The sequence below is a fragment of the Nocardiopsis sp. CNZ308 genome (genome assembly GCF_004217075.1).
The window spans coordinates 572,249-587,260 of the sequence record NZ_SHKJ01000001.1 but is presented as its reverse complement, the minus strand read 5'-3'; the positions used below and the strand labels follow the sequence as shown (position 1 = coordinate 587,260).

Sequence of the window (15,012 nt, the reverse complement as noted above, 5' to 3'; positions counted from 1 at the left end):
CCTTTCTGTGGCTTTGTGTTGGATTCTGCTCACGTGATCGCAGGGCGGTCGTTACGGTGTGTGGCATGACCAGGAAGAGCGTGAAGCGGGCGTTTCGGTACCGCTTCTACCCGAGTGATGCGCAGGCGGCTGAGTTGTCGCGCACGTTCGGGTGCGTGCGCCTGGTCTACAACCGCGCTCTGGCCGAACGCAGCACCGCTTGGCACCAGCGCCGGGAGCGGGTGGGTTACTCCCACACCTCGGCCATGCTCACCGCATGGAAGAGGACCGAGGAGCTGTCCTTCCTCACCGAGGTCTCTTCCGTTCCGCTCCAGCAGACGCTGCGCCACCTGCACACCGCGTTCGGCAACTTCTTCGACCGGCGTGCGCGGTATCCGCGGTTCAAGTCGAAGAAGACCTCGCGGGCCTCGGCGGAGTACACCCGGTCCGCGTTTGGCTACCGCGACGGCCACCTGACCCTGGCCAAGATGACCGAACCCCTGGACATCGTGTGGTCGCGGCCCCTGCCCGAAGGAGCACGCCCCTCCACGGTCACGGTCTCGCGAGACGCGGCCGGGCGCTGGTTCGTCTCGCTGCTGTGTGAGGACACCATCGAGCAGGTCCCGGTCACTCGCGACGCGGTTGGTGTCGATGCCGGAATCACCTCGGTGGTGACGTTGTCCACGGGGGAGAAGGTGGTCAACCCCCGCCACGAGCAACGCGACCGGGAGAAGTTGGCTCGGGCGCAGCGTGCGCTGGCCCGCAAGGCCCAGGGCAGCGCGAACCGGGACAGGGCCCGCCGCAAGGTGGCGCGGGTGCACGCCCGCATCACCGACCGCAGGCGCGACTTCCTGCACAAGCTCACCTCTCGACTCGTCCGCGAGAACCAAGCGGTCGTGATCGAGGACCTGGCCGTGCGCAACATGGTCAGGAACCGCAGACTCGCCCGAGCGATCTCCGATGCGGCTTGGCGTGAGCTGCGCACCATGCTGGAGTACAAGTGCGCCTGGTACGGACGCGATCTGGTCGTGGTGGACCGGTTCTTTCCTTCCTCTAAGGCGTGCTCGACGCCCGGATGCGGGTACCTCAATGCGTCGTTGCCGCTGCACGTACGGACGTGGACGTGCCCCCGGTGTGGGGTGGTCCACGACCGTGATGTGAACGCGGCGAACAACCTCGAAGCCGCCGGGCTGGCGGTTGTTGCCTGTGGAGCTGGTGTGAGACCTCAACGGGAGTCCTCCCGGACGGGGCGACCGGCGGTGAAGCAGGAAGGCCACGGGGCGACCCGTGACGAGGCGTTGACCTCGAACCACCGGTAGGTGGTTCCGGAATCTCCTGCCTTCAGGCAGGAGAGGAAGTCAAACGGCGTCCTCCAGTCGGACCAGGTCGCGTCCGCGCACCTCGGGGGACAGGTAGGCGGAGGCCAGGGTGATCAGGGAGTAGGTGATGATCATCGCCGACAGCGGCCACCAGGAGCCGGTGGCGGCGGTGAGCGTGGCGGCCAGCACCGGGCCGATCGCGGTGGCCAGGACGCCGCCGATCTCCTTGGCCAGGGCCAGCTGGGTGAACCGGGTGCGCGCCCCGAACAGCTCGGCCATGGTGACGCTCTCCACGGAGAACAGGCCCAGGACCGACAGGTTGAGCCCGACGACCATCGCGACGGTCACGAGCACGGTGTCGCCGGTCTCGATCATCAGCATCATGGGCACGGCGAACAGCATGCTCGCCACGGTCAGGAAGAGGTAGACGGGGCGGCGTCCGAAGCGGTCGCCGAGCACGCCGACCAGGGGGACGGTGACGAAGCCGAGCAGGGAGCCGTAGACGATCGCGGACGTGCCGACCGCGTCGTTGAGCATCAGGTTGGCGCTGAGGTAGCCGACGAGGAAGGTCTGGACGATGCCGGAGTTGCCCGCCTGCCCGAAGCGCAGGCCGAGGGCGAGCAGGAACGCGCGGCCCTTGCGCTGGCGCAGGGCGGTCTCCAGACCGCTCCTGTCCTCCTCCACCGCTGCCGCGGCCAGTTCGCTCCGGGACATCGCCACACCGTCGACGATGTCCTCACGCTGCTCGAAGACCGGGCTCTCCTTGACGGAGAGGCGGATCCACAGCGCCAGGAGCAGCAGGAGGAAGCTCGCCAGGAAGGGGAGGCGCCAGCCCCAGGTCAGCAGCTGCTCCTCGGAGAGCGCGAACACCAGGACCGCCCAGATCGCGGAGGCGCCCAGGGTGCCGGAGTTGGTGCCCAGGCACACCAGGGAGGCGATGAATCCCCGACGCCTGGCCGGGGCGTACTCCGCCAGCATCACGGTGGCGCCCGCGATCTCGGCGCCCGCGCCGAAGCCCTGGATCAGCCGCAGGCCCACGAGCAGGGCCGGGGCGAGCAGGCCCACCTGCTGGTAGGTGGGCAGGGCGCCGATCAGGGTGGTGGAGACGCCCATCAGTGCGACGGTGATGAACAGGACCTTCTTGGGGCCGAGGCGGTCGCCCATGCGGCCGAAGTAGACCGCCCCGACGAGCCGGGCGACGTACCCGACGCCGTAGGTGCCCATCGCCGCGATCAGACCGACCGCGGGGTTGAGGTCGGGGAAGAAGATCTGGTTGAACACCAGGGCCGCGGCCAGGGAGTAGAGCTGGAAGTCCATGAACTCCATGGCGGTTCCCAGCCACCCGGACACGGAGGCCTTGGTGAGGTCCCGGGTGCTGCGCTCCCCCTGTCCGGCTGGCGCGGGGGGTGCCTGTTCGGTCATCGGCCGGTCCTTTGTGAAGGGCTTCCACCTGCGAAGAAGTATCGGGGAAACCGTACGTGAACATGATGGCAACTGACATACAAGCACTGCCATACCAGTGGCGTCAATGCCGGTAGACTCCCCTCATGGCCGACCAGACCCGGTCCGGGGGACCACTGCTGTCCGCGCGGGACCGCACCCTGGACACCATCCGCCGCGCGATCATCACCCTGGAGCTCAAGCCGGGCACGCCCCTGTCGGAGAACGAGCTCGCCACCGAGCTCGCCGTGAGCCGGACGCCCGTGCGCGAGAGCCTCATCCTGCTGCGCGAGGAGGGGCTGGTGGAGGTCTACCCCCAGGTGGGCACGTTCGTCTCACTCGTGGACCCCGAGCGCGTCCGGCAGGCGCAGTTCATCCGGGAGGCGGTGGAGTGCACCTCCCTCGCCCAGGCCCGGCCCCCCTTCTCGGCGGACCACGTCGGCGACCTGCGCGTCCTGCTCGGCGCGCAGCGGGAGGCGGGCGGCGGCGCCGACCACGACCGCTTCTTCGAGCTCGACGAGGACTTCCACCGCTCACTGCTGGCGCTGGCGGGCAACGAGAGCGCCTGGCGGACGGTGAACGCGGCCAAGGCCCACCTGGACCGGGCCCGGCGGCTGAGCCTGATCGACACGCGCCCGATCGGGGAGCTGGTGGACCAGCACACGCTGGTCGTGGACGCGATCGAGGCCGGGGACACCGGGACCGCGGTGGAGGCCCTGCGCTCCCACCTGCGGGCGGTGTTCGAGGACGTCGGGCGGATCCGGGCCGCGTCACCGGAGTTCTTCTCGGACGGACAGCCCCGCCGTCCCGTCCGCAGGACCGTGACCTCGCTGAGGTAGCCCCTGCGCCGCGGCGGCCGACGGCTTCGGAGCCCCGGCGGGCCCGCGGCCCTAGCGGTGCTTGCGTCCCCAGCCCGAGCCGTAGCCCCCCGCGTGCAGCGCGAGGAACAGCAGCCCGGCGAGGGCGAGGGTCGTGGTGGTGACCAGGTCCTGGATGTTCTCGCCGAGCAGCTCCAGCAGCAGGGCGAGTCCGAACAGGACGGCGGCGATGGTGGCGAACACGGTTGCCTCCGGGGGTCGGGGTGGTGTTCGTCTACCCTCCGTGCGCGCCTGTAACCAAGCTGGTGTCCCGGGCGCCCCCGCGACCCGGGGGACGCCCCGGAAAACACCTCGGGCCAGAGCACGCGCTCTGGCCCGAGGGGAGGTCGGGGGTCTGGGGGGCGTCCCCCAGGAGAAACGACGAAGCGACCCGGCGAGCGCGGTTACGCGCGAGCGGGGCCGCTCCGGAGTGAAGTGGGCGATACAGGATTCGAACCTGTGACCTCTACCGTGTCAAGGTAGCGCTCTAACCAACTGAGCTAACCGCCCTCATCGGGGGATGAGGTGAAGCTTGATGCGAGGCGGAGACGGGAATCGAACCCGTGTGCAGGGATTTGCAGTCCCTTGCCTCAACCACTCGGCCACTCCGCCGGAACGCGATGGGGGGCTGTCGAGTGACACCCATGCGGGCCTCTCCGAGCGGACGACGGGATTCGAACCCGCGACCCTCACCTTGGCAAGGTGATGCTCTACCAGCTGAGCCACGTCCGCGTGCGCCCCGGAGCGGACTCCGGAGCCGGAACCGCTCCGCGACCCGGGGGACGCGAAACGCTTCCGTTCGAGCGGACGACGGGATTCGAACCCGCGACCCTCACCTTGGCAAGGTGATGCTCTACCAGCTGAGCCACGTCCGCGCGGCGAGTCCTGCCTCCGGGGTTCTTCCCCGTCAGCGCCCCTCGCTGCGTTAAGAACTCTAGCGGATTCCCGGCCAAGCGCGAAATCGGCCGGGCGCGCCGGGCACACCCGTGCCCCGCCGTGGCAGGTCCGCCGACCCGCCGAGGCGGCGGGAGCTACTTCTCCACGTGGGCCGGCGAGGAGGGCATGTCGGGTCGGGGAGGCGCCGAGAGGTACTGGCCGACCCTCTCGATCACCTTGTTCATCTCGTAGGCGATCAGGCCCACGTCGCTGTCGGAGTCCGACATCAGCGCCATGCAGGCGCCCTCTCCGGCCGCGGCGACGAAGAGGAAGGCGCGGTCCATCTCGATGATGCTCTGGCGGATGCCGCCCGCGGCGAACTGCTTGCTCGCCCCGCCCGCGAGGCTGTGCAGCCCCGAGGCGATCGCGGACAGGTGCTCGGCGGCGGGACGGTCCAGTCCGCTGGAGGTGGCCATGAGGAGTCCGTCGGTGGACAGGACGATGGCGTGCTGCGTACCGGAGGCACGCGTGAGGAGATCGTCCAGCAACCAGCTGAGCTCTCCGCGGGCGGTACTCGGTGGGGTCATGTCTCTCTTTGCTCTGTCAGTGGTCGTGCGTGACGTGGGACACGCGCACTGCGGGCCGCCGCCGGGGTGCCTTGGGGGAAAGCTCCGAACTCGGCTGCCACCGGTCCCGCATAAGCGTTGCCCAGATGATAGTCATTCGTAACTTATCTGTCCGGCCGCCACGGTGGATTCCGGGTGGGCCGCCCGGGCCGTCGAGCCGTGTGACCAGTCTCGATACCTCCGCAAAACGGGCATAGGTGCTGGACCGGCGGCCGGTGCCGGTCACGGGACTTGCCAACCCGCCGTACGGAGGTTACGGAAGGAGCGGGCCGGGACACGCCGACGAGGTGGGAGGATCGTGCAGACACCGGCCCTACCTGGGCTCTTGAGAACGTGGGGGTGGCAGATGAAGGTGTGGATCGCGGGTGCCGGGTACGGTCGCGGCACCGTCGTCGACCAGAGCGAGGCGCGCATTCCCGTGGTCGACCACGGGATCACGGTGGGTGACGGGGTCTTCGAGACGGTGCGGGCCCGCGGCGGCCGCCCCTTCGCCCTCACCCGCCACCTCCGGCGGCTGGCCCGCTCCGCGGAGGGGCTGGGCATGGCCGAGCCCGACCTGGAGCTGATCGCCGACGGCGTCGCCCGCGCGGTGGCGGCCAACCCGGACCTGTCCGACGCCCGGGTGCGCATCACGGTCACCGACGGCGCCGGGCCGCTGGGCTCGGACCGCTCCCCGGGCGAGCAGACCGCCATCGTGGCCCTGGGGCCCTTCCCCGGGATCGCCCCGCACGCCGACGTGGCGACGGTTCCCTGGCCGCGCAACGAGTTCGGGGCCCTGGCCGGGCTCAAGACCACCTCCTACGCCGACAACGTGCGCGCCCTGGCCTACGCCAAGCAGCGCGGCGCCGGCGAGGCGCTCTTTCGCAACGTGAGCGGCAACCTGTGCGAGGGCACCGGCAGCAACGTCTTCGTGGTGCTCGACGGCAGGCTGGTCACCCCGCCGCTCTCGGCGGGCCCGCTGGCGGGGATCACCCGCGAACTCGTCCTGGAGTGGTTCGGGGGCGAGGAGGAGGACGTGCCCATGGAGCGCCTCCCCGAGGTCACCGAGGCCTTCCTGACCTCCACCGGACGCGACGTGCAGGCGATCCTGCACGTGGACGGCCGCACGGTGTCGGCCGAGCCCGGGCCGGTCACCGCCAAGGCCGCGTCGGTGTTCGCGGAGCGCTCCGCGGCCGACATCGACCCCTGACCCCCGCGGCCGGGGGCGGACACGGCTGAGGGGGCGGCGCGTGGTGCGCCGCCCCCTCAGCCGTCGGGAGTGCTCCGCGGAGGGCCCCGGGGCCCGCGGATCGTCAGGAGTGCAGGTGCTGCTGGATCTCCTCGTCGAGGTTCACGAACTGGCCCTCCTGGCCCGCCGGAACGATCTCGTAGGTCCGGTGGAGGAACTCGGCCAGGGGAGAGACCTGGGTGTCGAACTCGGCCTGACCGAAGGGGGAGGAGAGCGCGATGCTCACACTGCGGTCGCCGTTGTCGTCCTTGGAGGGCCACACGCGGACGTCGCCCTCGCCGACCGGGCGCACGATGCCGACGGTCAGGAGCTCGCGGGCGAAGATCCACTCGACGGGGTTGTCCTCGCCGGTGTGGAAGGCCACCCGTATGGCGTACGGGTCGTCCGCGCTGTAGTCCAGGCGCGCGACCAGGGGAACCGCCGTGCGTTCGGGGACCACGAGCCGCAGGCCCAGCTCGGCGGTGGCAGTGGTGTCGCTACTGTTCATGTTCGCCAAACCTTTTCTCGTCCGGCCTTGCTGTTGCGGCGCGGGTCGGTTGCCGTCTCACGGGCTCCAACGCGGCTTCCCGCGGAACATGACGTGAGTACGGAGGCTTTCTTGGTGGGTGGGACCGGAGGTCTCGCCGCCCGTGCGACGGGCCCGGCGTGCCGCGGTGCGGCGCCACGATCCTTCGTCACTGTAATGACCAGGACAAACCAAAGATTTCCCAATGTTGGGTGTCCCACGTCACGCGGAGGTAATGAAGGGGTGGTGTTCGACGGGTCCACGGGGGCGGGAACTCCTTATCACTGCGGGGATCGGGGGTGGGTGCGGACACTCCCGCGAACCCCTCGAAAGGTTAAAGTGACCTCCGTCACATGGAACGGGGTCCGCCGAGGGCTTCCGTGTGCGTCGAGCACCCCCGAACGTGCGCTAGAGTCTTACTTGTCCGGCCGACAGGGCGGGCAGGCAGGAAGCTCAGGGCGATTAGCTCAGTTGGCTAGAGCGCGTCGTTCACACCGACGAGGTCACTGGTTCGAGTCCAGTATCGCCCACACGGCTCTGAGACGGTCCCACTCGGGGGTAGGTACCCCGGTGGGGCCGTTTTCGTCTGTACGGGGCTCTGTCCCGTTCGTGCGGGCGCTCCGGCGACCCGTGGCCGTGGTCGGCGGGGTCCGGCCGGCTCCAGGGGCCTAGTCGGACGGGGTGTCCGGCAGCGGGCGTCCGCGCCGCACCGCCCTGCGCTCGCGCAGGCGCCGGAAGAACTCCTCCTTCAGGCGCATTCCGTACCGCTCGGCGCGGTGGAACCACACCTGGGCGGGCCGCACCACCTTCTGCGCCCACCGGAACTCGGTGCTGAGGATGACCAGCCCCAGGACGACCGAGGCCAGCCCCGGGCCCGGAACGACCATCATGACCAGCCCGGCCAGGACCACGACGACGCCGACGGTCCCCACGAGCACGCTCCACGGCAGGCGCAGCGCGGGGTGCGTGTGCATGCGCCTGCGGAAGAGGCGCAGCCGCGCTCGCATCCGCCGCCACCTGCGCGCGCGGGTGCGGCGGGTGGGGGATGTCTCCGGGGCCGGCTGGTCATTGGTGGGGCTCGGTGACATGCGCTCACAGTATTCGGTCGAAGCGAGTGGATGCATTCGGGTCGACTGGGGGCGATGGCCAGGGCATCTGTTGATTCTCACCGATCCTGACAACGGGATCAATGGCCTTTCGTAAGGGTGTGGACAGTCCCACGAAAGGTGACGTTCCATGACAGATCAGCCCCTGTCTGGTTCCCTGCCCCGCCTGCGTACGGTTCACGCGGGTACGCCCTGAAGAGCCCGAATCCCTGACCGAATCCCCGGCCGGGCCCCGGGCCCGCGGCACCGGAACCCCACCGTCCCACCACGTCCGCCGCGCCGCCAGCGCGGCCGCGCGGCCTGTGGACAACCGGGGCGGCCCCGCCCCGGAGCCGCTAGCATCGGGAGGGAGTACACGCCCGGCCGCGCGCAGCGGCCGGTCCGCGTTCGACATCATCCACGTCTTCCTAGGAGTCACCGTGTCCGCCGCGCCTGAGCTGCACATCACCCTCGCCGGAACCCCGCGTGCGGTGGCGGCGAACACTACGGCGGGCCAGGCTCTGGAGGCCGACGGCAGGACCGTCATCGCGGCGCTGGTCAACGGCGAGCCGCGCGACCTCGCCCGGGAACTGCACGAGGGCGACACCGTCGAGCCGATCGCCATCGACTCCGAGGAGGGGCGGGCGATCCTGCGCCACTCCACCGCGCACGTGCTGGCCCAGGCCGTCCAGGAGCTCTTCCCCGAGGCCAAGCTGGGCATCGGCCCGCCCGTGGAGAACGGCTTCTACTACGACTTCGACGTCGCCGAGCCCTTCACCCCCGCCGACCTGAAGAGCATCGAGAAGAAGATGCAGCAGATCGTCAAGCAGGGGCAGCGCTTCGACCGCCGCGTCGTCTCGGACGAGGAGGCCCGCGCCGAGCTGGCCACCGAGCCCTACAAGCTGGAGCTGATCGGGCTCAAGGGCGGCGCCACCGAGGCCGCCGAGGGCGCCGGTGTGGAGGTGGGCGCCGGTGAGCTCACCATCTACGACAACGTCCACCCGCGCACCGGCGAGCTGTGCTGGAAGGACCTGTGCCGCGGGCCGCACCTGCCCACCACCCGCGTCATCCCGGCGTTCAAGCTCATGCGCACCGCCGCCGCCTACTGGCGCGGCAAGGAGACCAACCCGCAGCTGCAGCGCGTCTACGGCACCGCCTGGGAGAGCAAGGAGGCCCTCAAGGACCACCTGACCTTCCTGGAGGAGGCCGAGAAGCGCGACCACCGCAAGCTCGGCTCCGAGCTGGACCTGTTCTCCATCCCGGACGAGATCGGCTCGGGCCTGGCGGTCTTCCACCCCAAGGGCGGCACCATCCGCCGGGTCATGGAGGACTACTCGCGGCGGCGGCACGAGGAGGACGGCTACGAGTTCGTCTACACCCCGCACGCCACCAAGGGCGCCCTGTTCGAGAAGTCGGGGCACCTGGACTGGTACGCGGACGGGATGTACCCCCCCATGCAGCTCGACGGCGGCCAGGACTACTACCTCAAGCCGATGAACTGCCCGATGCACCACCTGATCTTCGACGCGCGCGGGCGCTCCTACCGTGAGCTGCCGCTGCGCCTGTTCGAGTTCGGCACCGTGTACCGGTACGAGAAGTCGGGCGTGGTGCACGGCCTGACCCGCGCCCGCGGCTTCACCCAGGACGACTCCCACATCTACTGCACCAAGGAGCAGATGGCCGACGAGCTCGACTCGCTGCTGACCTTCGTGCTCGACCTGCTGCGCGACTACGGCCTGGACGACTTCTACCTGGAGCTGTCCACCAAGGACCCGGAGAAGTACGTCGGTACCGACGAGGTCTGGGAGGAGGCCACCGAGATCCTGCGCGAGGCCGCGCAGAAGCAGGGGCTGGAGCTGGTCCTGGACCCGGCCGGCGCCGCCTTCTACGGCCCCAAGATCTCGGTGCAGGCCAAGGACGCCATCGGCCGCACCTGGCAGATGTCCACCATCCAGGTGGACTTCAACATGCCCGAACGCTTCGACCTGGAGTACACCGCGGCCGACGGCTCGCGCCAGCGCCCGGTGGTGATCCACCGCGCCCTGTTCGGCTCCATCGAGCGCTTCTTCGCCGTCCTGCTGGAGCACTACGCGGGCGCGTTCCCGGCCTGGCTGGCGCCGGTGCAGGCGGTCGGCATCCCCATCGCCGACGAGCACGTGCCCTACCTGCGCGAGCTCGCCGCCAGGCTGCGCGCGGAGGGCGTCCGCGTCGAGGTGGATGCCAGCGACGACCGCATGCAGAAGAAGATCCGCAACGCCCAGAAGCAGAAGGTGCCCTTCATGCTGCTGGCCGGTGACGAGGACGTCAGCAAGAACGCGGTGTCCTTCCGCTACCGGGACGGCTCGCAGAACAACGGCGTGCCGCTGGACGAGGCGGTGGCCGAGATCGTCGCCGCCGTCCGCGAGCGCCGCTGACGCCCGAACCGCACACGAGAGGAGCGCCCATCCGGGGTCACCGGGTGGGCGCTCCTCCGTCTCGGGTCAGCGCCGCTCGCCGGGCGTCCGGAGCTCCTCGTCGTCGCGGAACAGGTCCGCTCGGGAGATGCGCGCGGTCGCGTTGGGGTCCGGGGCGGTCGTCTCCTCCTCGTCGTCGCGGAACAGGTCCGCGCGCGAGATGCGGTGCGTCGCGTTGGGGTCACTCATGAGGGCGGTACTCCTTGTTGCTACGGGGGCAAGGCGAATTTTATCCGCCTCACGGGCGGGTCCGAGTGCCCGGACGTGCGCGTGAGGCCGCTCAGCGGCCGGGGGCGCGCCGTTTCCAGGCCTCGGCGGGGACCCGCTCCACGAGGGCGATCAGGTAGTCGGCGGCGGTCACGGCCCGGTCGGGATCCAGCCGCATGGCCGCCCACGTGAGGACGTAGTCCCCGCTGAAGCGTACGGGAAGGGACCGGGACCTGGGATCGGTCAGCAGCCACTTGGTGACCACGTTGTCGAGCACGGCCCCGGTGAACGCGGGATCGCTGCCCGTCGCGTGGAAGGCGCCGGCGAAGTCGTCGTCGGAGGCGTCCGGGTCCCACCGGCGCAGTATCTGTAGTTCGGCGTTGGGTCCGGGGGTGCGCACGGCCACCACGCGGTGGACGCGGCGGACCCGCTCCGTGCCCCTGCCCGCGGTGTGGGTCTGCTCGAAGGCCACGACCAGGTGCTGGCCCCGGCGGCCGGTGAGCACGTGCTGGGCGCGCGGGTGCGGCCCGAGGGCGGCGCGGGGGAGCACGGCGTCCCCCAGCGGGCTGGGGAGCTGCTCGGTGTAGGTCCACCCGCGTTCACGCGCCCATCCGCGCAGCTCGGTGGAGCGTTCCTTGCGGAAGTGCGCGGCGACCGCGATCGTGCCGGCCGACATGACGACGGCGACCAGCGCGATCACAGACAGGGCGCCTTCCATGTCTCCTCCGGCTGGGGGATGTGAGGTGGCCGTGGGCCGCGAAGAGCCCATCCTGAGCGGGCCGGGTCGGGAAAGTCGGGGACCCGTGCTGGCCGTACGGGTCCATTCTGTGTTGATTTCGGGTGCTTGTCACCCCTTGTTGTTGTTCCGCGGTGACGCTGGGGGTTCGCGGCCTCGCGGTGTCCGCCCACGGTCTACCCGCAACGGGCGCGGCGCCACCGTCACCGCGCGTCCCCGCCCGGTCACCACCTGCGCGAACGCCTTCCTCCGTGCGGCTCGGCCGTTCTCCTTCGCCTGCCACGCAGCCCTTCCCGCCTCCGCGGTCCCGGCGGTGCGCGGTCATGCGCCCGACACGGAGGGTGAGGACTGTCCGGAACCGGCCACCGTTCGCCCCGTCCGTGCCGCGACCGCCCCCGCGGGTCGATCGCGGCCACGGCGCTCCCGGGGACTGCCTAGGCGGGCAGGCCCAGCTCGCGGGCGATGAGCATCTTCTGCACCTCGCTGGTGCCCTCGCCCACCTCCAGGATCTTGGCGTCCCGGTAGAAGCGGCCCACGGGGTAGTCGTTCATGAACCCGTACCCGCCGAACACCTGCGTGGCGTCCCGCGCGTTGTCCATGGCCGCGTTGGAGGCCACCAGCTTGGCGATGGCCGCCTCCTTCTTGAAGGGCTCGCCCGCCAGCATGCGCGAGGCCGCGTCGTAGTAGGCCAGCCGCGCGGTGTGCGCGCGCGCCTCCATCTCCGCGATCTTGAACTGGATCGCCTGGTAGCTGCCGATCGCGCTGCCGAAGGCGTGCCGCTCGTGGGCGTAGCGCACGCTCTCGTCCACGCAGCCCTGCGCCAGGCCCACCGACAGCGCCGCGATGGCGATGCGGCCCTCGTCCAGGATCCGCAGGAACTGGGCGTACCCGCGCCCGCGCTCACCGACCAGGTTCGCCTCGGGCACCCGGCAGTCCTCGAAGACCAGCTCGTTGGTGTCGGAGGCGTTCCACCCCACCTTGGAGTACTTCTGGCCCACGGAGAAGCCCGGCGTGCCCGCGGGCACCAGGATCGAGGAGATCTCCGGCCGCCCGTCCTCCCGGCGCCCGGTCACGGCGGTGACGGTCACCAGCGCGGTGATGTCGGTGCCCGAGTTGGTGATGAAGGACTTGGTCCCGTTGACCACCCACTGGCCGTCCTCCAGGCGGGCCGTGGTCCTGGTGGCGCCCGCGTCGGACCCGCCGCCGGGCTCGGTGAGCCCGAACGCGCCCAGCGCCTCACCCGAGGTCAGCCGCGGCAGGTACGCCTTCTTCTGGTCCTCGGTGCCGAACCGGAAGATCGGCATCGCGCCCAGCGACACCCCGGCCTCCAGGGTGATCGCCACCGAGGAGTCCACCCGGGCCAGCTCCTCCAGGGCCAGGCACAGGGCGAAGTAGTCGCCGCCCATGCCCCCGTGCTCCTCGGGGAAGGGCAGCCCGAACAGGCCCATCCGGCCCATCTTGGCGACGATCTCGTACGGGAAGGCCTCCCGCTCGTAGTAGTCGCCGATGACCGGGGCGACCTCTCCGCGGGCGAACTCCTCCACGGCGGCCCGCAGGTCGGCGTGCTCGGTCGAGAGCTGGTGACGGTTCATGCGTGCGACTCCTCGCTGGTGGCGGGGGAGGGCGCGTCCGACGGGGTGTCGGCGGACGCGTTCGGAACGGGTTCGACGGTGACCAGGACGGCGTCCATGGGCACGGACGCGCCGGGGCGCACCGCCACGGCCGCGACGGTCCCGTCGACGGGTGAGGTGACGGAGTGCTCCATCTTCATGGCCTCCACGACGGCGAGCGGGGTCCCCGCGCTCACCGCCTGCCCCACCCGCACGGCGACGGAGAGCACCGTGCCGGGCATGGGGCTGCGCACGGTCCCGTCGGCGGCGGCGTCGTCCTCGCGCAGCGCGGCCGCGACGGGCTCCTCGTGCAGGCTCCAGGCGGCGCCGCCCGAGCCCAGCCAGCGGTGCGCCGTGCCGGGGTCGTCGGCGCGCGCGTAGGTGCGGGTGGCGCAGCCGTCGGTGACGGTGAGCCGGGTGCCGTCGGCGGAGCGCCGGGCCCCGAACGCGACGGGCTCCCCCTCCGCCACGCGCACCAGGTAGCGCCCGCGCTCCCCGTCGCGGCGCACCCGGACCACGACGGCCTCGCGCCCGGAGAGCCGCAGCCGCCACGGGGTCCAGGCGGGGCCGCCCATCCGCCAGCCGTCCGGCACGGCGAAGCGGTCGGCGCCCGGCTCCGTCTCCAGGTCGAGCTGGTGGTCCAGGGCCGCGGCCGCGTACACCTCGTCGAGCGTCCGCTCGGGAGCCGGTGCGGGCGGGTCGGAGGCGATGAGGTCGGTGCTCAGGTCCCCGGCGACCACACGCGGGTGGCGCAGCAGCCGGCGCAGGTAGGCGGTGTTGGTCACGCAGCCCAACAGCTGGTAGGAGGCCAGCGCGGAGTCCATCCTGTTCAGGGCCTCGGCGCGGTCCGCGCCCCAGGTGATCACCTTGGCGAGCATCGGGTCGAAGTCCGAGGTGATCCGCCCGCCCTCGGCGACGCCCGAGTCCACGCGGACCTCGTGCCCCCGGGGCTCGGTGAGGGACAGGACCGGCCCGCCGGTGGGCAGGAACCCGCGGTCGGCGTCCTCGGCGTAGATCCGCGACTCCACGGCGTGCCCGACCCAGGACACGTCGGACTGGGCGAAGGGCAGCGCCTCCCCGTAGGCCACCCGCACCTGGAGTTCCACCAGGTCCACGCCGCGTTCGCCGCGCACCGCGACGACCTCCTCGGTGACCGGGTGCTCGACCTGCAAGCGGGTGTTCATCTCCAGGAACGAGAACGACAGGTCGCCGTCCCGCCCCGCCTCGGCGATGAACTCCACCGTGCCCGCGCCCACGTACCCGCACGAGCGGGCCGCGGCCACGGCGGCCTCGCCCATGGTGGCGCGCTGGGCGTCGGTGAGCAGCGGGGAGGGCGCCTCCTCCACCACCTTCTGGTGGCGGCGCTGGAGGCTGCACTCGCGCTCGCCCAGGTGCAGGACGTTGCCGTGGGCGTCGGCCATGACCTGCACCTCGATGTGGCGGGGCCGCTCCACCAGCCGCTCCACCAGCAGGGTGGAGTCGCCGAAGGAGGCCAGGGCCTCGCGCCGGGCGGCGGCGGCACCGGCCACCAGGTCGTCGGGGGAGTGCACGGACCGCATGCCCTTGCCGCCGCCCCCTGCGGAGGGCTTGATGAGCAGCGGGTAACCGGTCTCCTCCGCCGCGCGCAGGAGTTCGTCGTCGCCCAGGGGTCGCCCGGGCTTCTCGGTGAACCCGCCCAGGACGGGCACGCCCGCGGCGGCCACGGTGTCCTTCGCGCGGATCTTGTCGCCCATGGCCTCGATGGCGGAGGCCGGGGGGCCCACGAAGACCAGCCCGGCGTCGGTGCAGGCGCGCGCGAAACCGGCGTTCTCGGACAGGAAGCCGTAACCGGGATGCACGCCGGTGGCGCCGCAGTCCAGGGCCAGGGCGACGATCGCTTCGGCGTCCAGGTAGTGCTCCACCCGCAGCGCCAGGTCGGCGGCGAGGGTGTGCGGGGCGTTCGCGTCGGCGTCGGTGTACACGGTGGCCGGGCTGATGCCCATGCGGCGCAGGGTGCGCATGACGCGCAGCGCGATCTCGCCCCGGTTGGCGACCATGATGCGCGCGGGCCCGCGCACACCCGGGTTCGTGCGTGGCGTTGTGGTCAAGGGT

The 15,012-nt window shown here is 71.1% G+C and carries 13 protein-coding genes and 5 tRNA genes; 5 read left to right on the top strand and 13 right to left on the bottom strand.

What is annotated here, in order from left to right; genetic code table 11:
* Positions 1-65: 65 nt before the first annotated feature.
* Positions 66-1,298, top strand: coding sequence for an RNA-guided endonuclease InsQ/TnpB family protein (locus EV372_RS02545; RefSeq protein WP_197044350.1), 1,233 nt, complete (start codon positions 66-68; stop codon positions 1,296-1,298).
* 39 nt (positions 1,299-1,337) lie between these two features.
* Here the strand turns inward: EV372_RS02545 and EV372_RS02540 are convergent, their stop codons facing one another.
* Entirely contained in the window at positions 1,338-2,720 is a 1,383-nt protein-coding gene (locus EV372_RS02540; RefSeq protein ID WP_130394682.1) for an MFS transporter, read from the bottom strand.
* Positions 2,721-2,845: 125 nt separating this feature from the next.
* Between EV372_RS02540 and EV372_RS02535 the strand changes: the two genes are divergently transcribed.
* Positions 2,846-3,577: a GntR family transcriptional regulator gene (locus EV372_RS02535; RefSeq protein WP_130394681.1), complete on the top strand. Its 732-nt coding sequence runs from the start codon at positions 2,846-2,848 to the stop codon at positions 3,575-3,577.
* A 51-nt stretch (positions 3,578-3,628) separates the two neighbouring features.
* Here EV372_RS02535 and EV372_RS28965 read toward each other — a convergent pair whose 3' ends face one another.
* From EV372_RS28965 to EV372_RS02510, 6 genes are all read right to left on the bottom strand, one after another.
* Positions 3,629-3,799 carry a hypothetical protein gene (locus EV372_RS28965; RefSeq protein ID WP_165435953.1) on the bottom strand — a complete coding sequence of 57 codons (171 nt, stop codon included), beginning with the start codon at positions 3,797-3,799 and terminating at the stop codon, positions 3,629-3,631.
* Between the two features lie 232 nt (positions 3,800-4,031).
* Positions 4,032-4,105: transfer RNA gene (locus tag EV372_RS02530), tRNA-Val, on the bottom strand.
* A gap of 30 nt (positions 4,106-4,135) precedes the next feature.
* Positions 4,136-4,207: transfer RNA gene (locus EV372_RS02525), tRNA-Cys, on the bottom strand.
* Between the two features lie 47 nt (positions 4,208-4,254).
* Positions 4,255-4,327 (bottom strand) — tRNA-Gly (locus EV372_RS02520).
* 70 nt (positions 4,328-4,397) lie between these two features.
* Positions 4,398-4,470, bottom strand: a tRNA-Gly gene (locus EV372_RS02515).
* A 156-nt stretch (positions 4,471-4,626) separates the two neighbouring features.
* Complete coding sequence (locus tag EV372_RS02510) at positions 4,627-5,058, bottom strand: roadblock/LC7 domain-containing protein (RefSeq protein WP_013154286.1); 432 nt, start codon at positions 5,056-5,058, stop codon at positions 4,627-4,629.
* A gap of 385 nt (positions 5,059-5,443) precedes the next feature.
* Between EV372_RS02510 and EV372_RS02505 the strand changes: the two genes are divergently transcribed.
* Positions 5,444-6,286 (top strand): aminotransferase class IV, encoded by an 843-nt coding sequence (locus tag EV372_RS02505; protein WP_130394680.1) that lies wholly within the window; start codon positions 5,444-5,446, stop codon positions 6,284-6,286.
* 103 nt (positions 6,287-6,389) lie between these two features.
* Here EV372_RS02505 and EV372_RS02500 read toward each other — a convergent pair whose 3' ends face one another.
* On the bottom strand, positions 6,390-6,812 hold the full coding sequence (locus EV372_RS02500; RefSeq protein WP_013154284.1) for an SsgA family sporulation/cell division regulator: 423 nt from the start codon (positions 6,810-6,812) through the stop codon (positions 6,390-6,392).
* A 474-nt stretch (positions 6,813-7,286) separates the two neighbouring features.
* Between EV372_RS02500 and EV372_RS02495 the strand changes: the two genes are divergently transcribed.
* A tRNA-Val gene (locus EV372_RS02495) sits at positions 7,287-7,360 on the top strand.
* A gap of 138 nt (positions 7,361-7,498) precedes the next feature.
* On the opposite strand, the gene EV372_RS02490 is transcribed toward EV372_RS02495, so the two are convergent.
* The gene (locus EV372_RS02490) at positions 7,499-7,837 is read right to left on the bottom strand and encodes a PGPGW domain-containing protein (RefSeq protein WP_130394679.1); all 339 of its coding nucleotides are present in this window, start codon (positions 7,835-7,837) and stop codon (positions 7,499-7,501) included.
* Between the two features lie 518 nt (positions 7,838-8,355).
* On the opposite strand from EV372_RS02490, the gene thrS reads away from it, so the two are divergent.
* Positions 8,356-10,329: a threonine--tRNA ligase gene (gene thrS, locus EV372_RS02485; RefSeq protein WP_130394678.1), complete on the top strand. Its 1,974-nt coding sequence runs from the start codon at positions 8,356-8,358 to the stop codon at positions 10,327-10,329.
* A 66-nt stretch (positions 10,330-10,395) separates the two neighbouring features.
* On the opposite strand, the gene EV372_RS28960 is transcribed toward thrS, so the two are convergent.
* The 4 genes from EV372_RS28960 to EV372_RS02470 all read right to left on the bottom strand — a co-directional run bounded on the left by EV372_RS28960 (position 10,396) and on the right by EV372_RS02470 (position 15,008).
* The gene (locus EV372_RS28960) at positions 10,396-10,557 is read right to left on the bottom strand and encodes a hypothetical protein (protein ID WP_165435952.1); all 162 of its coding nucleotides are present in this window, start codon (positions 10,555-10,557) and stop codon (positions 10,396-10,398) included.
* 91 nt (positions 10,558-10,648) lie between these two features.
* A complete protein-coding gene (locus tag EV372_RS02480; protein ID WP_130394677.1) occupies positions 10,649-11,293 on the bottom strand; it encodes a hypothetical protein in 645 nt (214 codons plus the stop codon).
* 452 nt (positions 11,294-11,745) lie between these two features.
* Positions 11,746-12,903, bottom strand: coding sequence for an acyl-CoA dehydrogenase family protein (locus EV372_RS02475; protein ID WP_130394676.1), 1,158 nt, complete (start codon positions 12,901-12,903; stop codon positions 11,746-11,748).
* Positions 12,900-15,008 carry an ATP-binding protein gene (locus EV372_RS02470; protein WP_130394675.1) on the bottom strand — a complete coding sequence of 703 codons (2,109 nt, stop codon included), beginning with the start codon at positions 15,006-15,008 and terminating at the stop codon, positions 12,900-12,902. The genes EV372_RS02475 and EV372_RS02470 overlap by 4 nt, the downstream gene beginning before the upstream one ends.
* Positions 15,009-15,012: the final 4 nt, after the last annotated feature.